At 45.6% G+C, this 21271-nt stretch carries 19 protein-coding genes; 16 read left to right on the plus strand and 3 right to left on the minus strand.

What is annotated here, in order from left to right; genetic code table 11:
• The first annotated feature begins 80 nt into the window (after positions 1–80).
• Together ACOIT5_RS01245 and ACOIT5_RS01250 are read left to right on the plus strand one after the other, a co-directional pair.
• Positions 81–1220, plus strand: coding sequence for a hypothetical protein (locus tag ACOIT5_RS01245; RefSeq protein WP_423128656.1), 1140 nt, complete (start codon positions 81–83; stop codon positions 1218–1220).
• A complete protein-coding gene (locus tag ACOIT5_RS01250) occupies positions 1192–2607 on the plus strand; it encodes a thioredoxin-like domain-containing protein (RefSeq protein ID WP_423128657.1) in 1416 nt (471 codons plus the stop codon). The genes ACOIT5_RS01245 and ACOIT5_RS01250 overlap by 29 nt, the downstream gene beginning before the upstream one ends.
• Before the next feature lie 8 nt (positions 2608–2615).
• Here ACOIT5_RS01250 and ACOIT5_RS01255 read toward each other — a convergent pair whose 3' ends face one another.
• A complete protein-coding gene (locus tag ACOIT5_RS01255; RefSeq protein WP_423130601.1) occupies positions 2616–4796 on the minus strand; it encodes a trypsin-like peptidase domain-containing protein in 2181 nt (726 codons plus the stop codon).
• A gap of 66 nt (positions 4797–4862) precedes the next feature.
• On the opposite strand from ACOIT5_RS01255, the gene ACOIT5_RS01260 reads away from it, so the two are divergent.
• The 9 genes from ACOIT5_RS01260 to ACOIT5_RS01300 all read left to right on the plus strand — a co-directional run bounded on the left by ACOIT5_RS01260 (position 4863) and on the right by ACOIT5_RS01300 (position 13700).
• Positions 4863–5315 (plus strand): threonyl-tRNA synthetase editing domain-containing protein, encoded by a 453-nt coding sequence (locus ACOIT5_RS01260; protein WP_423128658.1) that lies wholly within the window; start codon positions 4863–4865, stop codon positions 5313–5315.
• Entirely contained in the window at positions 5315–5968 is a 654-nt protein-coding gene (locus ACOIT5_RS01265; RefSeq protein ID WP_423128659.1) for a TatD family hydrolase, read from the plus strand. The genes ACOIT5_RS01260 and ACOIT5_RS01265 overlap by 1 nt, the downstream gene beginning before the upstream one ends.
• On the plus strand, positions 5965–6684 hold the full coding sequence (locus ACOIT5_RS01270) for a tRNA threonylcarbamoyladenosine dehydratase (protein ID WP_423128660.1): 720 nt from the start codon (positions 5965–5967) through the stop codon (positions 6682–6684). Before ACOIT5_RS01265 ends, ACOIT5_RS01270 begins: the two co-directional genes overlap by 4 nt.
• Before the next feature lie 1118 nt (positions 6685–7802).
• Positions 7803–9578 carry a tetratricopeptide repeat protein gene (locus ACOIT5_RS01275; RefSeq protein WP_423128661.1) on the plus strand — a complete coding sequence of 592 codons (1776 nt, stop codon included), beginning with the start codon at positions 7803–7805 and terminating at the stop codon, positions 9576–9578.
• A 379-nt stretch (positions 9579–9957) separates the two neighbouring features.
• Positions 9958–10275, plus strand: coding sequence for a DUF3244 domain-containing protein (locus tag ACOIT5_RS01280; RefSeq protein ID WP_423128662.1), 318 nt, complete (start codon positions 9958–9960; stop codon positions 10273–10275).
• A gap of 301 nt (positions 10276–10576) precedes the next feature.
• The gene (locus ACOIT5_RS01285; RefSeq protein WP_423128663.1) at positions 10577–10951 is read left to right on the plus strand and encodes an HU family DNA-binding protein; all 375 of its coding nucleotides are present in this window, start codon (positions 10577–10579) and stop codon (positions 10949–10951) included.
• Between the two features lie 38 nt (positions 10952–10989).
• Entirely contained in the window at positions 10990–12270 is a 1281-nt protein-coding gene (locus ACOIT5_RS01290) for an ETX/MTX2 family pore-forming toxin (RefSeq protein ID WP_423128664.1), read from the plus strand.
• Complete coding sequence (locus ACOIT5_RS01295) at positions 12267–12590, plus strand: hypothetical protein (RefSeq protein WP_423128665.1); 324 nt, start codon at positions 12267–12269, stop codon at positions 12588–12590. The genes ACOIT5_RS01290 and ACOIT5_RS01295 overlap by 4 nt, the downstream gene beginning before the upstream one ends.
• 177 nt (positions 12591–12767) lie before the next feature.
• On the plus strand, positions 12768–13700 hold the full coding sequence (locus tag ACOIT5_RS01300; RefSeq protein ID WP_423128666.1) for a DUF4848 domain-containing protein: 933 nt from the start codon (positions 12768–12770) through the stop codon (positions 13698–13700).
• Here ACOIT5_RS01300 and ACOIT5_RS01305 read toward each other — a convergent pair.
• Entirely contained in the window at positions 13697–14833 is a 1137-nt protein-coding gene (locus tag ACOIT5_RS01305; protein ID WP_423126340.1) for an ISAs1 family transposase, read from the minus strand. The genes ACOIT5_RS01300 and ACOIT5_RS01305 overlap by 4 nt on opposite strands.
• A 428-nt stretch (positions 14834–15261) precedes the next feature.
• On the opposite strand from ACOIT5_RS01305, the gene ACOIT5_RS01310 reads away from it, so the two are divergent.
• Positions 15262–15507, plus strand: coding sequence for a hypothetical protein (locus tag ACOIT5_RS01310; RefSeq protein ID WP_423128667.1), 246 nt, complete (start codon positions 15262–15264; stop codon positions 15505–15507).
• A 1-nt stretch (position 15508) separates the two neighbouring features.
• On the opposite strand, the gene ACOIT5_RS01315 is transcribed toward ACOIT5_RS01310, so the two are convergent.
• A complete protein-coding gene (locus ACOIT5_RS01315) occupies positions 15509–15787 on the minus strand; it encodes a hypothetical protein (protein ID WP_423126726.1) in 279 nt (92 codons plus the stop codon).
• Between the two features lie 133 nt (positions 15788–15920).
• On the opposite strand from ACOIT5_RS01315, the gene istA reads away from it, so the two are divergent.
• The 4 genes from istA to ACOIT5_RS01335 all read left to right on the plus strand — a co-directional run bounded on the left by istA (position 15921) and on the right by ACOIT5_RS01335 (position 21262).
• Positions 15921–17432, plus strand: coding sequence for an IS21 family transposase (gene istA, locus ACOIT5_RS01320; RefSeq protein ID WP_423126725.1), 1512 nt, complete (start codon positions 15921–15923; stop codon positions 17430–17432).
• A gap of 42 nt (positions 17433–17474) precedes the next feature.
• Positions 17475–18194 carry an IS21-like element helper ATPase IstB gene (gene istB, locus ACOIT5_RS01325; protein ID WP_423127130.1) on the plus strand — a complete coding sequence of 240 codons (720 nt, stop codon included), beginning with the start codon at positions 17475–17477 and terminating at the stop codon, positions 18192–18194.
• A gap of 100 nt (positions 18195–18294) precedes the next feature.
• Positions 18295–18954 carry a DUF4249 family protein gene (locus ACOIT5_RS01330; RefSeq protein WP_423128668.1) on the plus strand — a complete coding sequence of 220 codons (660 nt, stop codon included), beginning with the start codon at positions 18295–18297 and terminating at the stop codon, positions 18952–18954.
• A complete protein-coding gene (locus ACOIT5_RS01335; protein ID WP_423128669.1) occupies positions 18947–21262 on the plus strand; it encodes a TonB-dependent receptor in 2316 nt (771 codons plus the stop codon). The genes ACOIT5_RS01330 and ACOIT5_RS01335 overlap by 8 nt, the downstream gene beginning before the upstream one ends.
• Positions 21263–21271 lie beyond the last annotated feature (9 nt).

Here is a 21271-nt window from a genome sequence, read left to right on the forward strand (position 1 = left end):
GGATTGGGGAAATGAAATAGCCGAAATGATGCCGGACCGGTAATCAGGAACCGTTTTTTCCTGATCAATCCGATCGCGCTATGTACCTGTCTGATGAGCGCTATTTTATGGGAAAGAAGATTCATGTGATCAGTTTTTCAGTTCCTTATCCTGCCGATTACGGGGCCGTTATCGACGTTTATTACAAGCTGAAAGCATTGCAGCAGGCCGGGCTGAACATCATCCTGCACTGCTTTGAAAATGGTCGTCTCCCGGCCCCTGAGCTCGATGCTTTATGCGAAAAAGTTTATTACTACCCGACAAAAAACGGTATGTTTTCGCAGTTATCTTGCTTGCCGAACGTGGTTTCCGTCCGGAATCATCCCGATTTGCTCAAAAATTTACTGGATGAAATCGCTCCGGTTCTTTTTGAAGGCATACAGAGTTGTTATCTTTTCGATCATCCGCTGCTCTCGGCCTATCAAAAAATCGTTCGGGTTCATCATATCGAACACCTGTATTTTGCAAACATGGCCGGCTCGGAAAAAAGCGCCGGAAAAAAGTATTATTACCGGCTGGAAGCGTACCGGCTGAAACAGTTTGAAAAGAAATTGAAATCGGCCTCGCAACTAATCGGATTATCGTCAACCGATACAGAATACTTTAAGGCAAGTTACGGAAACGCCCTGTATGTCCCGGCATTCCATCCTCACGCCAAAGTGATATCAAAACCCGGCAAAGGCGATTATATTTTATTTCACGGCAACTTAAGCCTTACCGAAAACCTGGATGTCGTAAAATACCTGCTTCGTAAAATATTCTCCGAAATTACCGTCCCTTTTGTTATCGCCGGGAAAAATCCACCGGCCTGGCTGGTGTCAAAAGCAAAAGTAATCCCGCATGTTTCGGTCATTGGCAATCCAACAAAAGGCGAAATGACAAACCTCATTCGGGAAGCGCAAATTTGCCTGGTTCCGGGATTTCATACAACAGGCTTAAAGCTGAAATTACTGGCATCGTTGTTTTGCGGCAGGCATTGCCTGACCAACTCCACCATGTTATATGGCTCCGGGTTAAGCAAATTGTGCCACATTGCCGATACTCCCGAAGAAATGATTAATTTAATCGGCCGATACATGGAACTCGGTTTTACCTCCGGGGAAATCATCAAACGAAGACATGAGCTTGAAAACCTGTACTCGAACGAGAAGAATGCCAAAAAGATTCTGGCTGTTATTTAGTCTGTTTTTCTTCATCCGTTTGCCGCTTGCCGCATCGGGACAAGGATATGACATCCAACTATATTTGCCCGGTTACAGCAACAGTAAACTTTTGGTCACCTACTACTATTTTGGCCATCTGTATGTAAAAGACAGCCTGGAAACAAATGCCGCCGGCCGGGCTGTTTTTTCGGGCGAGAAGCCGCTGCAGCAAGGTATTTATCAACTTTATTTTTCAAAAGAAAAGCAGCTCGACTTTTTAGTCGGAGAAGATCAGTCGTTCGAAATTTATCTCGATGACACCATAAAGCCGCCGCTTATTAAAGCCGCCTGGGAAAGCGAAAAATTCCAGGAATACCTTAACCTGACCGACCAACTGCGAAAACAGCACCGGGCAATTTCAGAAAAAAAAGAAACCTATAAAAGCCATCGCGACTCCGTCGATCAGTTCAATCTACAAATCAGCCGGATAACGAAAGAAATCATGGACTTCAGGCTGGCCGAAGGCCTGAAGTACCCGGATTCGTTTTACGGCAAATTTATAGCGGCCCAGCAGGTACCAAAAGTCAAGGAAGATGAAATTCCCGGACCGTACGTGAAAAACGATTCCCTGAGATGGGTGTACGAGTACAACTACCGCAAAAAACATTATTGGGATTATTTTGATCTGGGCGACATGCGGATGTGGCATACGCCTTACATCAAAGAACGCCTGAATGATTACCTGAATAAGGTACTGCTTCAAACGCCCGACACCGTTATTCCGGAAGCGATCAGGCTGATTGAAACCTATAAGAACAATAAACCGGTGTTTCAAAACCTCACTTCATTTATTCTGAATAACAGCATCCAATCCCGGGTGATGGGCATTGAAAACGTATTTGTAGCGATTGCCGAAAAATATTATCTCAGCGGACAAGCATTCTGGGCCGATAAAAGCACCTTGGATTACATCAGGCAGGAAGTGGAAATCAGGAAAAACAACCTGATTGGAATTCAGGCAAAAGAGTTGCTGCTCGAAGACGCGAACGGAGAGTTTCACAGTTTGAAGCAACAGGCGACTCCTTACACGGTGGTAGCGTTCTGGGAACCAGCCTGCGGGCATTGCAAATCGGAAATCCCAAAACTTTACAACGAAGTTTTTCTGAAGGTCAGCCCGTCGAAACTGTCGGTGTATTCGGTTTACACGATGACCGACAGGACGGAATGGCTGAACTTTATCGATCAACACGAATTACACGACTGGATTAATGTGTGGGACCCCCACCAAAATTCCGGCTTCAGGTATCTTTACGGGGTTCGCACAACTCCCGCCATCTTCCTGTTGGATCAGGACAAAAAGATCATCGCGAAAAATTTGGATGTAAACAGCCTGAAACAAGTCCTGGCGTCTCGCGGCCTTAACTGACAGCCCGGTCAAATCCCGTTAAACCAGGAAATACGCACCCGGTACCGGAGGTTTGTATTCTCGTCGACCAGCGAGATGAAATACAAACCCGAACGTTTGCCGCCAAAGTCGAATGTGATCCGGTTTTCGCTCGTTTTTTCGTACGAAACGTTCACCGGCCGTCCTAATAAATCGTACACCTCAACAGCCGTTGGCTGAACAGATTCTTCGAACCAGACATTCAGTTTCTCTCCTGAATATGCCGGATTAGGATAAGCCCTCACTTCCAGCTTTTTCAAGGGAGGAGCAATTGAAGCAGTATCAATGCCGCATAAAAGCGCTTCCATCAGAAGAGACGATCCTTCGGCAGTTCCGCTTTTTTCGTTATACGGAAACCACTCGCCGCCATCTTTTATAAAGAATGAATTCCGCTCATCACTTCGTTTGGCCAGGTACAGGGCAAAGTTGTCGGGTGCCTCCACATCTTTGATGGAGCAAACAATAAAAAACGTCCCGTTGGTATGAACCGGATAGGTAAATTCAAACGCGTTCATCACGCCCTCAGCAAAGTCCCTGAGCCGGTATGCCTGAGTGTACAACCTGACCTCCGGCGTCGAATTTCCGCTGTACACCTCGATATATACCGTTGAAAATGATGCCGGATTTTCCACATAAGCCTTGGCTATTCCCAAGTTAACGCCAGTAATTTCGCAGTCGGACTCAAAACTGAATTGCTCGGCAAAGGCCGTGAACCCATAATTATTCGTTCCGCCCCAGTACCCTTTTAACTCCGGTTGATCGTCAATCGCCAGGTTTTCGTGCCTGTCTTCATCCCTGAAATTGGTAAACGCGCCGCACAGGTCTGTTCCCTCATACGGATTAAAGCCATCCAGAACGGTTACACCCGTATTATTCGGATCGAGCCAGGCTTTTAGCTGTTTCGGGGCCGCGGCGTAATAATCCCACGACTTGCCCAGCCACGAATAAAAATCGTTAATCGGCTTGGAACAGGAGGCATCGCCCCCGGTCAACGAGCCCACCACCCGCATATCCTGGTTAATCAACGGCCCTCCCGAAGAACCTTTCTCCGTAGTTCCTTCTTCCCAGTTGCTCACCAATATAAAGCTATTCCTGACATAACTGGATGTGTACGAGCGAATGGTTGACGAATTCCGGTCAACCGCAATTTTTTTGATATCTCCCAACGGATGATGAATGGAAACACTCGATCTGGGAGCAACAGCTTCTTTGCTCCAGCCGGCATAATACGGGCGAAATGAGGCCGGAGGCGGCGTACTTAATTCGAGTAAACTAAAATCGAGGCTATCGGATCCCGCCCGAAAGAGACTGCCGCTGATCGAGTGATTAATTTCCCCGTCGATATTCCCGCAATACGGCGATTCGTAATTAAACAAAAACACAGACAGGGATGCAGATTCGGCATCCGGCACACAATGGGCGGCAGTGTATATGTAAGGCGTACCATCCTGATTCGTGTTATTCATCAGGGTACCCGAGCATAAATCTTCGCCGTTGACCATCACCCGGCAAACACTGTTGCCCGCCTGCCGGTACGCATCCAGGTAGTCGCAGTTGATATTCACATTGCAGGCGCCCGATTCTTTCCCCAACGGACGACGCGCATCACCCGATATCTTTATACCAACAAAATCATGATTAACCGATTTGATGACCAGTTCGCCGGGAAAAGCTGCATCCAGGGGTTCTTCGTACTGAACAATGAGCTTGTCGCCAAGCACCGGAGAAGTTGCGAATTTCAAATCGTCCTGGTTATTGTCCGAAGTAAACGCCCCCAGCAAATCGTCCTGACCTTCCGAATACAGAAATAGTCTGGAGCCAGCCGGCAACCGGTATTTATCAAAAACGAGGTTCAAGGTTTTTGCCCCCTCCGAACGGACTTTTAACTGCCAAATCCGGTAATCGTCCTGAACAAACCAGTTTCCTGAATTCTCAGGCGTGAAGCCAACCGGAATGGCATGGGCAAACCGGAAAGGTTTTAACCGGTCGTCCCGGGTTTGGGCACGCGCGTTTCTCAGCAGAGCTTCAGCAGGGACCGAGAGTTCTGTATATTCGGAGGCAACGGCCGGTTTCAGTTTCTTCAATTCGATGGGCCGCCCGCCCTGCGACAATTGCGCCTGAACATGCAAACAAAGCCCCCATAAAACCGCAATCAGGTAAAGTCTGTGCATCAATCAAACAATCAGTTCATCCAAAAATACGGAAAATAGCATCCGGTGCCCTAATTCCCTCTAATTTTGGCCAAAAGATTTTTTATTTTTGAGAAAAGTATTTCCATGAAAGTCCTGGTGATGTACATCCGTGAATTTAGCTGGCAGCCTGCTGAAAAAAACCTGGAATCGGCCGAAAACGTATCAGAAGGAGCTGTTTTTTCAGACGCCATCCTGGCATTTATTCAGGCCGAAGAGAAAGATGAAGAAAAAGATATCGGCTCGCGCGAAAAAAAACTGGTAAACCACCTGAAATGGACCGCCCGGAAAAACAACACCAAACGGGTGATCCTGCACTCCTTTGCCCATTTGTCCGGGTCGAAAGCCTCGGTTGATTTTACAAAACAACTCTTTGATCTGGCCGAAATCCGCCTCCAAAATGCCGAATTTGAAACAGCACAAACGCCTTTTGGCTATTTTCTCGATTTAAAAATTGATGCGCCGGGATTTTCACTGGCGCGCATCTGGGCCGATTTGTAATGAAACTGGTGAACTTACATACCCATTTCTCCTTAAACGAACAGCAAACCGGGCTGATCAACCACGCGGTTCAACTCGATTTTCATCCCCTCCCCGGCCGGTATTATTCCGTGGGACTCCATCCCTGGGACATTCGGGCAAACGAAGCAGACAAGCTCATCCTGCAAACAGAGCAACTCTCAGCCCACCCGCAGGTGCTGGCCATCGGCGAATGCGGCCTCGACCGTTCCATCGAAACCTCGCCGGAAATTCAGCAAACTTATTTTATCCGGCAAGCCGGGATCGCCGAAAAACTGCAAAAACCGCTGATCATACACGCCGTGCGGACCTATGCCGACCTGTTGCAACTCAAAAAATCGATGAAAACCAGCATCCCCTGGATTTTGCATGGCTATACCGGAAACGAAGAAACCACCCGGCAACTCATCAAACACGGGTTCTGTTTCTCTTTTGGCGTAGCTTTGCTGAAAAACTCCGGCAAACTGAACCGGTCGTTACAGTTGGTCCCGCCGGAGCGGTTGTTTTTCGAAACCGACGAAAGCACGGTAAATATTGAAAGTATTTATATTTTTGCCGCTTCCATGTTAGGACTGTCGCCAAACGGATTGCAGTCTGTGGTATGGGAAAACTTTCAGCGAATAACGAAACGATGAAGAACTGGCAGGAACGAACAGCCCTGATGTTGGGCGAAACCGGATTGGAAAAGTTAAAAAAAGCCCATGTGCTGGTCGTGGGGCTTGGCGGTGTAGGCGCCTATGCCGCCGAACAACTCTGTCGCGCAGGGATCGGGAAAATGACCATTGTTGACGGCGACCTGGTGGAAATGACCAACCGGAACCGCCAGCTCCCGGCGCTGATCAGCAACGAAGGCCAACCGAAAGCCGAAATCATGGGCCGGCGTTTCAAAGACATCAACCCCGATATTCAACTTCGCGTGGTCAACGAATATTTGAAAGATGAGCGTATGATTGAAATCCTGGAAGAAACCGCCTACGACTACGTGGTTGACGCCATTGATACGCTCTCGCCAAAGGTTTTCCTGATTTACCACAGCCTGCAGCGCGGTTTACCCATCGTCAGTTCCATGGGAGCCGGCGGCAAACTTGACCCCTCGCTGGTGCAGGTAAGCGACATTTCCAAATCATTTAACTGCAAACTGGCCCGTATGTTACGCAAACGGCTGTACAAACTGGGAATCAGGAAAGGAGTTCCCGTGGTGTTTTCGCCCGAGGAGGTAGACAAGGAACGGGTCAGAATTGAAGAAAGCCGGAACAAAAAATCGACCGTCGGAACCATCTCCTATATGCCGCCGGTGTTTGGTTGCTTCTGTTCGTCAGTCGTAATCAGGGATTTACTGGAAAAGGAATAAGCGCAAAGTTCGCAGAGAGCAAGTCCATGCCCCATGCTCCATGCCCCATGCTGCAATGACCGATTACCGGAGAAGGGAGAACGGACAACGGCAGCAAGCAGCCTTTTACTTTGTTACTTTGCCACTCAGGCACTTTTTAGTTCCAAGTTCCAAGCTACAAGTTTCAAACTCCAAGCCCTTTGCCCCATGCTCCACGCTGTAATGACCGATTAACGGAGAATGGAGAATGGAGACCGGACAACGGTAGCAAGTCGCAGTTTTACTTTGTTACTTTGCCACTCAGGCACTTTCTTTAACGCAGAGAACGCCATGAAGCCGCAAAGTTTCGCAGAGTGACACTGAATACTGAATACTGAATCACCGATTACTGCTTACCCTCCACCCCGGAGGGGTGACATATCGGTAGCCCCGGGTAATCCGGCAAACACAGCAAGGCGCAGCCACCGGGACAACAAAGAACGCCAGGGCCTCATGCGCCGCACCCGCCAGGGCCGACAGAAGAAGATTTAAACACGAAGTCACCAGGACACGAATTAACGGAGAAGGGAGAAGGGAGACCGGACAACGGTAGCAAGTCGCAGTTTTACTTTGGCACTTTGCCACTCAGGCACTCAGGTACTCAGGCACTTTCTTTAACGCAGAGAGCAAGTCCATGCCCCACGCTCCAAGCCCCAAGCTCCATGCTGCAATGACCGATTAACGGAGACGGGAGAATGGAGAACGGACAACCGTCGCAGTTTTACTTTGGCACTCAGGTACTCAGGCACTCAGGCACTTTCTTTAACGCAGAGAGCAAGTCCATACCCCACGCTCCATGCCCCAAGCTCCATGCTGCAATGACCGATTAACGGAGACGGGAGAACGAACAACGGCAGCAAGTCGCCTTTTACTTTGTTACTTTGCCACTCAGGTACTCAGGCACTTTCTTTCCGATGATCAATAACCCCGGCGTGATGATTGTCAATATATTTTTTTATTTGTAATTTTCAGCTGTTATTTTACAACAAACATAAAATATTTCATCCCTGTTGTAATAACAGCGCCCCATGAACAGGCTGGTCATTTATTTTTTAATTGCCTTTGTTAGTATATCTTGCGATAAACAACAAGTTTCGTTAATGCCCGAATTCCATCAGGCAGAGGCCGTTATGTGGGAACATCCGGATAGCGCGCTGACCCTGCTAAAAACGATGGAAAAACCTTCCTCTTCTGACGAACTGAATTACGCCACCTGGTGTTTGCTAATGACTCAGGCGCGGGATAAGAATTACATCAAACACAGCTCCGATTCGTTAATTGCCATGTCCGTTAACTATTTTGAGCGGCACAGTGATGAGTTAAGAAAGGCCATGACGTATTTTTACGCGGGTCAGGTATATAAAGACCTGAATCAGCCGGAAACTGCAATCAATTATTATCTGAAAGCGAAAGAAATGTGTGAAACAACAGATAATCACCGGTTAACATCGCTTATCTGTTCCAACCTGGGTATGTTATACGCGTACAGGCGGACATTAAAAGACGATGCCAAACGGGAATTACGCGACGCCTATAACTATGCCGTGATGTCCCGCGACAGTTCAAGGATCTCAAGTTCCCTATGCTCTTTAGGACGCATCTATGGCGTTTTCGGACAATGGGACAGCGTGATATATTTTTATACCGGAGCCATGAAAATTGCAGAACAGGTCAATGATTTACGTTCCTTATCCAATGCTCAAAGCGAAATCGCCCATGCCTATATCCAGTCAGGCATACCGGAGCAGGCAATCGGCCCCCTAAGTAAGTCCATAGATATCAAAACGAAAGAAGGGCGAAGCGGCCTCACCCAGTCATATTTATCCTTAGGAAAAGTTTATAAGAGCTTAAATAAAGTTGATTCCTCTATTGTTTACTTAAATAAAGCGCTTATTACCGATAATCTGTACACTATCCGAGATGCCTATTGGTACTTGTATCATTTGCATAAAGAGCAGCGTCAATATCAGGAGGCAATCGGTTATAACGAATTGTACCGGGAATACGCCGATTCCATTATGCAACTGGCCCATAGCAAAGAGATTAAAGAAATTCAGGAAAAATACGCCCACGAAAAGCTGGTCAATGAAAATAACCTGCTAAAGATCAGGAACGGGAATTTAATGAGGACCTATCTGGGTATTTTAATTATGGGTTTAATGATAACTGCCTGCCTGGTTTTTGTTTATCAGCGAAAGTTGCTGAACAAGGAACGTTTACTGCAAAAGATAAAGGACGAGTTGAACATTAACCTGGCCAAGCTGCGGGAAAACGAAGCAGCCATGAAGGAAAACGAGGAAATGATAAAAAAGATGTCGATGCCGGTTAACAGGAATACTGGTCCCGAAAACCATTCGGACGGGATTGAAAACCTGCGTCAAAAAAACTACGCCCTGCTATACCAGAATGAGATATTGGGAAAAAAGGTACAGGCTTATACCGATATATTACAGGAAAAAGAGCTGAAACTGGATTCGTACGGAAAACTTCAGAAACAAAATGAAGCGCTTGCCCGGCGGGAGCAGTTCCTTATGGGGCAGTTGGAAAAACACATTGAAATATTAGGAGAATTACGTCATGCCGACAAGGTGATCAGGCTGGATGAATGGCCGGCAATCATCAAGATCATCAACCGGTTAAACAACAATTTCACCCTACGGTTGAAACAGCAGATGCCTTTTCTTTCCGAATCTGATGTCCAATGTTGTTGCCTGATCAAGTTGCATTTAACTACCACGATGATTGCCAACCTCACAGCAGTCTCTCCCGCTTCCGTAACCAAACGAAAACAGCGGATCCGCAACCGCATCAGCCGGCAAACAAATCATCCGTTAGAAAAAACAAAATCCCTGGATGACTTCATGTTGAAGTTCTGACTATCAATTGTCCATATCAGAACATGTGGACTATATAAAAGTTCCCGGAGGGAAAATATAAAATTCAACCCGTTTCTGAATCTGATTCTGCGAAGGGAGAAAAACAATTTTCTGACGCCTGCATCCGGTGTACTGACGACCCCTTGTCCACCTGCTGTCCGGTTTTGGCTAATGCAAAAAACAACAAACTACCTGACAATAAATTACTTAATAAAATAATTTTGTCCGAAAAATGTCCAGTTCAATTTCATGGTTAATAACGACCATTCGTCTAAATTTATATTAAAAATCAACAATTGTGGTCAAGAAAATATTAATCATCACTTTGCTAATCTCATTGGTCCCTGTGCAATATGTTTTAGCAGAACCCGAAATACATATGGATTCCGAAAAACCACCACTGGAAGGAGATTGGGATGAAGATGGAAAGTCCTCGTATTCCTCTTATTTATATACGTATTCGCGTATTGACATCGACATCACGGGATCGCTGCTGACCATCAGCAGTAAAACACTCCGGTCGGATATTACCATCCGCATTTCGGAAAGCAACGAAACGTTATTCCAACAAACTGTTCCTGCCTCTGAAACCGGACAGATCGCCATTGATCTGAGCGATTTTGAACCGGGCTGTTATTTTTTGGAACTGACCAATCAATGGGGCGATTATTTGTACGGGTATTTTCAGATTGAATAGATAAACATAATGAAAAAGGCTTACATACGTGTCGGCGTAAATCGCCATAAGTGAGGAGGTAAATCTCCGTAAGTACCGGCGCAAATCTCCATAAGTATGGAAGTAAACCTCCACACCTATGGAAGCAGTACTTACACTGTGTGAAAATTTCGTTGCACACGTGCGCGGGTTTGGCCGCAGACGTATGCAGATTTTGCTCCGCACGTCTGTAGATTTTCCCGCACACGTGCGCAAAAAAACCGGATCATTAACCCGTTCCCCGGGCCTGTAAAACCAAGCCCTGGGACATAAATAAATAACCATGAAATACAAACTAATTGAGCGGGCAAACCCGCAAGACCGGGATCAGAAAAAATGGTATGCCAGCCCTGTAAACGAAGGTAAAATCACCAAATCTGACTTAGCCAAAGACATTGTAGGCGCCTCTTCGCTGTCGAGGGGCGATGTTTCGAATGCGATTGAAAACCTCATAGACACCATGCCCAAGTACCTGCTGATGGGCAAAAGCATCAACCTGGGGGAATTCGGCACGCTGCGGATCTCTTTCTCCAGCGAAGGTGTAGAGGCTCCCGAGCAGTTTAATACCAACAAAATTTCCAGGGTGAAAGTCATATTTACCCCCAGTATCGAATTTAAAGCAGCCCTTGACCGCATTAAGTTCGAGAAAGGAGAATAAGAGGCCCTGACGATAATCAACCCTTAAAATTAAATAATATGAAAAAGGTCAAACTTTTATCAATTGTGTTTTTAGCAATCTACCTTTTTTCTTGTTCTATTAAAGAAGAATATTTTGATTCGAATGAGGTTGCTGCAGAGTTATCCGAAACATTTGACAAAGAAAGTAGAACATTGTTAAATGAGATGATATTGCCGATTGAAGGTGACAGAGATACTTTAAACAGACCCCAGTCCCTTAAAGCTGCTTATGATATACAAGAAGAAATTGATCAATTGGATGGTATCTCTATCTACTTGCAAGTTCAAGGCAATTCAAGCAGCAAACAGTTCCTCAATGCAACGGATAAAGGAGTTGAGCTTACTGTGGCTGATTATGCCGGAAATCTTAACCAACAATTTTACATCAGGGTATTACCTGCAACAACCGGCATACCATATTTAATATATTCTAAAAAAACTGAAACTCCAATACGTATTGGGACTTACACGAGTCAGCCAAACGTAAAAGTACTTTATGCGAGCCGGGAAGAAAGTGGAAGTCTTTTTGGAGCATCATGGGATTTTAGAAAGGCACAGTATTCTTCAAACTCCTTTGTTATAGAAAATCAAGACTATCCGGAACAAGGCAGTGGTGGATGGTGGGATATTTATTATAATGTTATCACGGTCAATGATGCTAAAATCTCATTTTCTAAATATAGCAGTTCTCCACGACAAGAGTTTGCATTTGTTCCTGTAGAGACATTCCAAATTGAAGAAATTCGATTTAATGTTGACGCATCAGCTGTTTTAGAAAGGTTACCGGATGTTATATTTTCTGATGGATATACAAACAATGGCCCCATTGATCAAAGTCATAGTTTCACAATATCTGAAACGTATAAAGAAACTTCAACATTCAGCAGAAAGACATCATATAATGTAAGTATTTCTACTGAAGTAAAGGTAAAAGTTCCTTTTATTGCTTCCGGAACGATAAAAACATCAACATCTTTTGGTCAGGATTTCACTTATGGGAATAGCGAAGAAAAAACTTTCGAAATTAATAGAACATATCCTGTAATTGTACCGGCAAATCACCGGGCAGAATTAAATCTTACACTATTTAAATATAACATGGATGTCGAATATGTGGCTGTATGCAGAGGACTTACTTCCGGGAAAAGAATAAATATCAAAGGCAGATGGATCGGTGTCGACTGTTTAGAATCAGATGCAGTCTTGGATGTATTTCCAATAAGTGGATTAGGAACTCGTACAAGAACGGTAATTACGGAAGAGATGTTAAAGTCTAATAGCCCAATCAGAGTAAGATGAAGTATTTAATTTCATGCCTGCTGTTGGTGGGTTTGTATTCATGTGCTGGTTATCGAACAACTCAATTTACAAGTAATTCAGTTTGTATTGGGATGAATAAAGAGTCTGTTGTAAAAAAATTCGGGAAACCATTTAAAACAGACACTTATACCGAGGATAAAAAAAACATAGAAATTCTCTACTACAAAGAGATTGTTGATGTATCAAGTTACACGTATGTGTTAACATCAATCTTACTCTTTGAAAACTCAATCTTAACAAAAATCACACAAGAAGAAGAGTATATTCCTGATATATCCATAAAAACTCAATCGCCTTAAATTTTGGACAATAAGATGTTCAACCGGCAAGGTGAAGTATCATGCCAAAGAACAATATATAATTCAAGGGCTTACCAAAAAACAATCCAGCCCTTCGTAAAGAACCGGATTGCAGCGAGTTTATTTAACCGGGGCTTGAGAGTTACAGCTCTCAAGTCCCATATAAAAAACAAAGAAATGAAAAAATTATTTTTATTCGCCTTTTGGGCAGTTGGTTTAATGTTTTTCTTTGCCTGTAGCAAAGAGAATTTGGATGATGTTTCAACCAGCAAGGTCGAACCCAAAGGATCATCTGGTGACGTTTATTTGGAGAATGGCTATTTGGTGATGAAGGATCTGACCACTGCCGACAGTCTTTTGAACGCACTCTCCAAAATGACGAGTTCTCAGATTGAAGCTTGGGAAAACAGTTTGGGTTTGGTTTCAGCAAGAAGTCAGTACGAACCTCTATTTGAAGAGTATGAAAACATTAGTTCACGAGAAGAGTTCCTGGCATTTAAAGCGAAGTACGCCAACCAGCTAAGTTTTAATGAAAGCGATGAAGAAGACAACTCCATTGATTATCCATTCATCCCTACCCCTTACACACCCCTTCTCAATAGCGATGGAATCATGAAGATTGGAAGTAGCGTGTTTCAATATACTAAGTCGGGGAGGAACGCGGTTTATGATGGTAATTTGAACAAGCTGAAAAACATTGCGCAGTACACAGGGGACGAAATGGTTGAAATTCAGATGAAATCTAAATCTTCCCAAACATCTACAATTGACAATTTTTCCGGTTGGAGAACATTTGGAAGTCGGAGATTTATAAACGAATTAATGGTCGAAAAAATAAGGATATGGTATGCCGACAAGGAATGGCAGCGGTATAACAGGTACTATCTACGTCAACGAGGCCAGAAAAAGAGTATCTTCGGATGGAACGACTATCGCACGGTGTATTATTTTAATCGGTTATATTTCAAGTACGGAACTGATGTTACCAGATATACTGAATTGGGAGACGAAAGTGAAGAGCTTCAAACAGCTTATGTCTTTTTTTCAGTTACACCAATCCAGTATTCGTATGGGTCAAATACTACCCCAGACCAGGGAAATCGCTTTTAAACTTTGAGTACTTTTTCTCTGTAATCGTCTTTCAGTGCAGCAAAGAGCCTTTTCTTTTTTTTGGATGCTTTAAGTGATGGTTCCTTTTCGAGCAAGGCCAGGGCAATTTTGGCAATAATATTAAAGTTCCTCGCTGAGTAATCCTTCTTTTTTAATAAGTTATCCTCGTTGAATACCACGTCCAAAGACCAGTGCAGGTTATTTTCTACTGCCCAATGAGAACGGATAGCCTGGTTTAGTTTTGCCGGGTCTGGTTTCAGGGAGGTAATGTAATACCTGGTTTCTTCACTGGTTTGCCCTGTTTGTTTAATATACCGTTCGCTCTTGATTTGTACCACCGACCGTATCCCCTCCCATTGTTCTTTCTCGTCCATAAAGTCCAGCTTCCCGGTGGCACGGCATGTCCTGGTTTCAACTCTTCCATGTCCGGCATCAATTGTCTGGTCCTGGGTGCAATCTTTCTGGATACGGAATATTTTCTCAACCTGTTCTTTGAGTTCCTTTTGATTGTCTTTCACCATTAAAATGTAGTCGGCTTTTTGCCCGATGATCTTGCGGGCAATTTCTTTTTGGCACCCCATCGCGTCAATGGTAACGATGCACCCTTTGATGGCAAGTAGTTCAAGCAACTGTGGAATGGCCACAATTTCATTTTCTTTCTGGTCAACCCCAACCTGGCCCAGGCATAAACGGCTTTGTGCGGCATAGGCAGAAACCACATGCACTGCTGATTTGGGTATACCCAACCGGCCTGAACCGCAAATGCTTTTCCCGTCAAATGCAATAACCTCCCCTTTGGTCAGATCAGAAATAGAGTTGACCCAGGCCATGAAACATTCATTAAAACGCACCGGGTCCAACCGGCAGAAAAGCTTCCCGAGAACATCATGGGACGGTATTCCGTGCTTGTAGGGAAAAAAACGCCGGAGCCACTCCAGCTTCGCCTTGCCAAACAACTGGATAGAGACCCATTCTTCTGCACCGCTGATCACAGCAGCAATAACAAGAAAAAGTATCTCGTCGAGCGGGTAATAAAAATGGCCTTTGTTTGTTCTGCGGGGATCTTCCAAGGTAGAGAAAAATTGTTGGAAAACATTTTGTTTAGTACGATTTTCTGCGTTTTGAACAGTCATTTTTTTGACGAAACCCAAAACCGTGATAAATATAGTAATAATTATTCAAGCTATGAAGAACATTAATATTTTAAAAGCGATTTCCCTGTACCCCAGACTACTTAGAAACAGGTATGGTAAGTCTTCAAGCTTATGTAGGCTTTAGAGGTACAAGTGAAGGCCCATTCCTAATCCTTCATCGAGATGCAGGGCATTATTCTTTCCCTACAGGGCAAACTTATATTGAAGAGTTTCAATATTACTAAAAGTTAATTCTATATAAGCTTACCCACAGATAATTATAGGCATTCACATTATTTATATTTTTTAAACATAAATAATATGAGTAAAAGAATTATTTTGCAGGTAATGAAATGAAAAAATCAAGAATCAGCATATGCCCTCAATGGTAACGTTGGGGGCATATAAATAAAGTAAATTAGACAAAGATGGAACGCCCCCTATTCGTCTTACTTATACTGGCACTGCTTTCATGCGAGAAAGTGGTGGATATTGAATACAATTCCGAGCAGAAAGCTTGCCTGAACTGCGTACTCAACCCGGATTCCATTATTCACCTCAGCCTGTATTATACCCAAGCCATTGACAACGATAACGATTTTGAAGCGATTGACGATGCCCGGATTAGCCTGTATGAAAACGGGTGGATAATCCGGAGCACAACCACCCAGTAATTTAGAAAGAATCCAGAGGAAATGAACGTTTTTCAAAAGGAAAAAACATGACATTCCGGCGGATATGCACCCAAAAACGGGGTTGTTTGGGGCATTTTAGGTTGTAAAATGTGATTTTGAAGGAATCACGCTGCCCCGGCCAGACCGGTTCCGGAGCATAACCACCCAGTGGGTGCAAGTTATCCGAAAACGGGAGAAAACGGCACGGATTCCGGAGCATGACCACCCAAAAATGGGCCGCTAATCCAATGGCAGACAGGTGGATATTTTTTCGTGGCATCCCGTTGGCGGGTTCTGACAGAATCCGGAGCATATGCACCCACTAACCTGGTTTCCCTGAGTAACTTTTCGAGTACTTTGTGTGCTTATAAAACCAATCAAGCACACGGATTATGGCAAGAAAAGTAATACTTATGAGTCAGTTAAAACAAATTTTGAGGCTTCATCAGAGCGGGCTGTCCAACCGTCAGATCGGAAAAGAACTCGGCATTTACAAAGGGACGGTCAACAACTACATGCAAAAAATAGCATCCGGGAAACTGGATATCGGAGAGCTTCTTACCCTGGATGATCCGGTGCTGGAAGGCCGTTTTCATGCCGGAAACCCGGCCTACCTGGAAGATCGCTTTAATGAGCTGAAACAAATGCTCCCTTATCTTGAAGGAGAACTCAAACGCAGGCACGTGACCATCAAACTGCTTTGGCAGGAATACCGTGAAAAGCACCCGCAGGGGTACAGCTACTCCCAGTTCTGCTTTCATTTAAACCAGTTGCGTGTAGCCCGTAAATCTTCCGCGGTGCTGACCCACCAGCCCGGGCAGCAACTTTTTGTCGACTTTGCAGGGGATACGCTCTCTTACGTTGATCGTGAGACCGGGGAAGCGATAAAAGCGTATGTTTTCGTGGCTACCCTGCCTTACTCGGATTACAGCTTTGCCATGGCTGTTTCCCATCAGAACACGGAAAATTTTCTTTATGCACTTGGCTGCTGTTTGCAGGCACTCAGTGGTGTCCCCAAAATTGTGGTTTGTGATAACCTCAAGGCTGCCGTGATCAAAACCGACCGGTATGAACCGGACATTAACCGGGTGATGGACGATTTTGCCAACCACTATGGTTTTGCCGTGCTGGCTGCGCGTGTGCGGACCCCAAAAGACAAGGCTCTGGTGGAGAACCAGGTTAAGCTGGTTTACCAGCGGGTGTATGCCCGGTTGCGTAACCATGTCTTTTTTTCCCTGGCCGACCTGAACAGGGCGATCAGCGAAAAGATCCTGCAACATAACCAGACCCGGATGCAACAACGGGAGTACAGCCGCGAAGAACACTTTCTGGCCGATGAAAAAGGACTGTTAAAAGCCTTGCCCCTGTCAGGTTTTGATATCCGTTATTATGCGAGCCTGAGGGTGCAGCAAAACAGTTGTATTTACCTGGCACGGGACAAACACTATTATTCGGTTCCTTACGCCTGCACCGGGGAACAGGCCAGTGTGGTTTATACCCGTACCCTGGTGCGGATCTATTGCAAATCAGAGCTGGTTGCCACTCACCGGCGCACCATCGGTTTCGGATATACGCTCGTGCGGGAGCACATGCCATCGGCCCATCAGCATTACATGGACCGCAGCCCCGGGTACTACATGGACCTGGCCCGCAAACGGTCAGATGGCCTGCTCTGCCTGATGAAGATGATGTTTGCAAAGGAAGAAACGCCCGAGGTTTTATACAAACGCTGTGAGGGGTTGTTGAGCCTTCAACGCAAAACCGATCCCTTCTGTTTTGAAGAAGCCTGCCGGGTGGCCGTTGCCAACGGCATACCAAGTTATCAGTTTGTTCGCAGGCGAATCGAAAACAGGATGACATCGGATAAGCCTTCAACCATAAAGAAACTCCCCAAACACGGAAACATCCGGGGAGACTATCAATAATCAAGGAAAATAATCAGAGTACAAACCAAAAATGAAAAGAAGATGGATCAAATGATCACCCAACTCAGCGGGCTTCGGTTGTCAGGGATGGCCGCCTGCTGGAAAACATTAATTGAGACAAGAAAAACTACAGAACTTTCCCTGGAAGACGGGCTGGCCCTGCTGCTCCAGGCAGAACAGGACCAGCGTAAAATGAACCGGTTCAGCCGGCTGGAAAAGAATGCCCGCTTTCGTTACCGGATAAGCCTGGATCAAATCGACACCAACCCGGCAAGGGGAATCGACAAATCCCTGTTGACAAGGCTGGGCATGGGCGATTACATCAAGAACGGGGAGGCCGTGATCATTGTCGGACTAACCGGGGTCGGCAAAAGTTCACTGGCCTCGGCCCTGGGACTGAAAGCGTGCGAACTGGGCTATAGCGTAGCGTATTTTAATATGCAAAAGCTGATGATGAAACTAAAGATTGCCCGACTGGAAGGCACTATAACCCGGGTTTTTGACAAACTGGCCAAAACAGAGCTGCTTGTCCTGGACGATTTTGGATTATCGCCACTGGAAGGACAACAGCAACTGGATCTGATGGAAATCATCGAGGACCGCCATGCCCGAAAGTCAACCATTATTGCCAGCCAGTTGCCGGTGGCCAGTTGGTTTGATGTCTTTTCCGAACCCACCGTGGCCGACAGCTTTCTGGACAGGATCGTCTATACGGCACACCGGTTTGAACTAAAAGGTGAGAGTTTAAGAAAAAAACGGTAATATTGTCAGTCAAATAAGTTCTTCGATTTAGTTACTCAACCTGGGTGGTATACGCCGGATTACTGGGTGGTAGCTTCCGGAATAGCCAAACGGGGTGGAATTGGGTAAAGCTATCCATTTGGATAAGGGGGAATACGAATTGAGTGCTTACCCCAAGATAAATGCCAGCTACCAGGTTTTGGTTACGATTGGAGCCGACTTGCAACTAAGCGCCGAGACTACCGTACCTCCGCGACCGGTAATTGACACCACTGTTGTTAGCAAAACGAAAAATCCCGGTTGGGATTATGCTGAATATGCGCAATATTATTACTTGTCTGTAGATTATAAGATTAGCGACCCTGTGGGGTCGAACTATTATTGGAACTACTCGCTGTATTGGTATTGGGAGAAAGAGAAATATAATTTCCCGGAGTCAATTTCCTATTTCACTCCCCAAGCTGATAATTTTAACCGCGAAATTGACTCCGAGTATTTGCTCGGCTATTACTACCACTTTTATGTGCGCCAGACCGATAGCGGTGTTGATGGAACTTCGTGGCAGTTTCGCAAATCGTTGACTACGAGAGATAAGGACTGTTTCTTTTGTGCCGACGAACACTACGACCGCTACCTAAAATCCTCAGTTCAGTCGTGGATAATTGAAGAATGGCAGGAATTGCCTTTTAGCGATCCGGTTGTCATATACTCCAATGTTAAAAACGGCGCTGGCATTTTTGGTTCGGCTTCATTCACTTACATCAATTACCACGATGAATAGGCTTATCATCACCCTAAGCCTGCTTTTACCCTTGGCCGCATGGGGCAAGGGCTATTGCCTGCTCAGTGGCTATGTGCAGGATGCCCGAAGTAACGAGCGGCTAATCGGCGCAACGGTTTATAACCCGGCTACGCAAACCGGCGCCTCTACCAATAACTTTGGCTTTTTCAGCCTGCGCATTCCGGAGGGAAAAAGCAAGCTCGAAATACAATATGTAGGTTACAAGCCGCTCTCCTTAACTATTGAGCTAGAAAAGGACAGCACCATATTGATTAACCTGGAACCCGGTCTGGAGCTAGGACAAGTGATTATTGCCGGGAGAGGCAGGCAGGGACACCCCGAGCTATCCACCTTGAATTATACGCGTTTGAACCTGGAGCAGATAAAGAAACTACCGTTCTTCATGGGCGAAACTGATGTGCTGAAGGCCATCCAATACCAGCCGGGGATAAAAGGTGGCCGTGAAAACACGGCGGCATTGAATGTGCGAGGCTCGAACGGCGATGAGAACCTGATATTGCTTGACGGGGCGCCAGTTTACAATATTTACCACGTTTTCGGCTTCTTTTCGACCTTCAACAGTTCTGTAATTAAGAATGTTACGCTTTATAAAGGAGGCATTCCTTCGCGCTTTGGTGAGCGATTGGCTTCAGTCGTCGATGTATCGACCCGCGAAGGCAATATGAAAGAGAATCATGCTTCGTTTTCAATCAGCCCCATTAGCGGACAGTTGAGCTACGAAGCTCCCATTAAAAAGGATACTGCTTCGTTTATTATCGCGGCACGTCGCTCGTTTATCGATCTGCCCCTGGTTTTAATGCAGAAGCTGGCCGATTCGGACCAGGTTTTTGGTTACAAGTTCAACGACATCAACGCCAAAGCAAACTGGATTATCGACACGAATAACCGGCTTTACCTGAGCTTTTATACCGGGAGGGACAAGCAGTTTTACCAATCGGAAGACGAAGGCTTCAAGAACCGGAACCATTTTGAATGGGGGAACCTGACCGGCGTGTTGCGATGGAACAAGCTTTGGGGGCCAAGGTTGTTTTCGAACTCTTCAGTTTATGCCAGTCTTTACCATTACGAGCAGGAAGGCAAAAGTGACTGGGAGGAAGGATCCGCCCGTTTCAGTACGCAAAGCCGGCTGCAGGACTACAGTTTCAAAACCGATTTCGAATACAACGTGAAGCCGGGCTTCTCACTTCGCTTTGGTTCGCAGCTGAGCCTTTTGGACTTTTCACCTGAAGTATACCGCACCCGGTCGAACGACTTTGCTACGACTTTGGGAAATGCCAATAAAAATAACGCCGTTTTGGGATCTGCTTATGTGGAAAACCTGGTTCATTTGGGGCCGTTCGATATCAATGGCGGAGTGCGTCTGGCTGCTTATTCGCCTAAAGGGAAAACCTATTTCAGCATTCAACCCCGTCTGGCTTTGTCGCTGGCAGCAGGCAATAATTATTCATTCTCGGCATCGTACATGCAAACCAGTCAATACCTGCATCTGCTCAGCAACTCAACACAGGGACTGCCCACCGACCTTTGGGTAGGCTCAACAGCGAACATTGAACCGGAGTGCGGGCAGCAAGTTTCGCTCGGAATTGAAAAGCGTATCAATGAAAGCTACCGGGCCGGGCTTGAATGTTATTATAAGGAGATGAAAAAGCTCATCCGCTTTAAAGACGGGGAAAGCTTTAGTTCATCGCTGGAAAACAGTTGGGAAAGCTCCGTCATAACAGGCAAAGGACGCGCTTACGGAACTGAACTGTTTTTGGAAAAACAAAGCGGAAGGCTAACAGGTCTGTTTTCGTACACACTTTCGAAGTCGGAGCGGCGCTTTAACGAGCTGAACCAAGGCAACTGGTTCCCCTTCCGTTTCGACAGGCGGCACGACTTATCCCTTAACGGGAGTTATGCGCTCGGTGCTCCGGTGGGTAAAAAGCGAAGTTTATCTTTTGGGTTTACCTTGCAGTCGGGCAATTACCTCAGTGTCCCCGACAACAACGAACCGGGATTACTTTTGCCGGGAATGGAAAATTACTGGTTTAAAGGGATGCCTTGGTTTGAAAACCGTGTGACCTATGATAGCCCCAATAATTATAAGGCCCCGGCATTTCATCACCTGGATCTGGGTTATTCGAGCACCAAGCAGTTGAAGGGGAACCGTAGCCGCACCTGGAGCTTTTCGGTTTACAATGTTTACAACCGCTTAAATCCCTGGTATTATCATAAAAAAGAAGGAAAACTACGAAGCGTCAGCATCTTCCCGGTAATCCCTTCAGTATCCTTAATCTATAATTGGTAGTTATTCAAT

It is taken from the genome of Gaoshiqia hydrogeniformans, assembly GCF_049347105.1.
Taxonomy (GTDB): domain Bacteria; phylum Bacteroidota; class Bacteroidia; order Bacteroidales; family Prolixibacteraceae; genus Gaoshiqia; species Gaoshiqia hydrogeniformans.

What these genes read in the sequence shown, in the direction of transcription:
- ACOIT5_RS01275 (WP_423128661.1), top strand. Translation starts at nt 7,803, where the DNA reads ATGCCCGAATTCCATCAGGCAGAGGCCGTTATGTGGGAACATCCGGAT.
- istA (WP_423126725.1), top strand. Translation starts at nt 15,921, where the DNA reads ATGAGTCAGTTAAAACAAATTTTGAGGCTTCATCAGAGCGGGCTGTCC.
- ACOIT5_RS01270 (WP_423128660.1), top strand. Translation starts at nt 5,965, where the DNA reads ATGAAGAACTGGCAGGAACGAACAGCCCTGATGTTGGGCGAAACCGGA.
- ACOIT5_RS01290 (WP_423128664.1), top strand. Translation starts at nt 10,990, where the DNA reads ATGAAAAAGGTCAAACTTTTATCAATTGTGTTTTTAGCAATCTACCTT.
- istB (WP_423127130.1), top strand. Translation starts at nt 17,475, where the DNA reads ATGGATCAAATGATCACCCAACTCAGCGGGCTTCGGTTGTCAGGGATG.
- ACOIT5_RS01335 (WP_423128669.1), top strand. Translation starts at nt 18,947, where the DNA reads ATGAATAGGCTTATCATCACCCTAAGCCTGCTTTTACCCTTGGCCGCA.
- ACOIT5_RS01305 (WP_423126340.1), bottom strand. Translation starts at nt 14,833, where the DNA reads ATGACTGTTCAAAACGCAGAAAATCGTACTAAACAAAATGTTTTCCAA.
- ACOIT5_RS01255 (WP_423130601.1), bottom strand. Translation starts at nt 4,796, where the DNA reads ATGCACAGACTTTACCTGATTGCGGTTTTATGGGGGCTTTGTTTGCAT.
- ACOIT5_RS01295 (WP_423128665.1), top strand. Translation starts at nt 12,267, where the DNA reads ATGAAGTATTTAATTTCATGCCTGCTGTTGGTGGGTTTGTATTCATGT.
- ACOIT5_RS01250 (WP_423128657.1), top strand. Translation starts at nt 1,192, where the DNA reads ATGCCAAAAAGATTCTGGCTGTTATTTAGTCTGTTTTTCTTCATCCGT.
- ACOIT5_RS01300 (WP_423128666.1), top strand. Translation starts at nt 12,768, where the DNA reads ATGAAAAAATTATTTTTATTCGCCTTTTGGGCAGTTGGTTTAATGTTT.
- ACOIT5_RS01245 (WP_423128656.1), top strand. Translation starts at nt 81, where the DNA reads ATGTACCTGTCTGATGAGCGCTATTTTATGGGAAAGAAGATTCATGTG.
- ACOIT5_RS01310 (WP_423128667.1), top strand. Translation starts at nt 15,262, where the DNA reads ATGGAACGCCCCCTATTCGTCTTACTTATACTGGCACTGCTTTCATGC.
- ACOIT5_RS01265 (WP_423128659.1), top strand. Translation starts at nt 5,315, where the DNA reads ATGAAACTGGTGAACTTACATACCCATTTCTCCTTAAACGAACAGCAA.
- ACOIT5_RS01280 (WP_423128662.1), top strand. Translation starts at nt 9,958, where the DNA reads ATGGATTCCGAAAAACCACCACTGGAAGGAGATTGGGATGAAGATGGA.
- ACOIT5_RS01285 (WP_423128663.1), top strand. Translation starts at nt 10,577, where the DNA reads ATGAAATACAAACTAATTGAGCGGGCAAACCCGCAAGACCGGGATCAG.
- ACOIT5_RS01315 (WP_423126726.1), bottom strand. Translation starts at nt 15,787, where the DNA reads ATGCCACGAAAAAATATCCACCTGTCTGCCATTGGATTAGCGGCCCAT.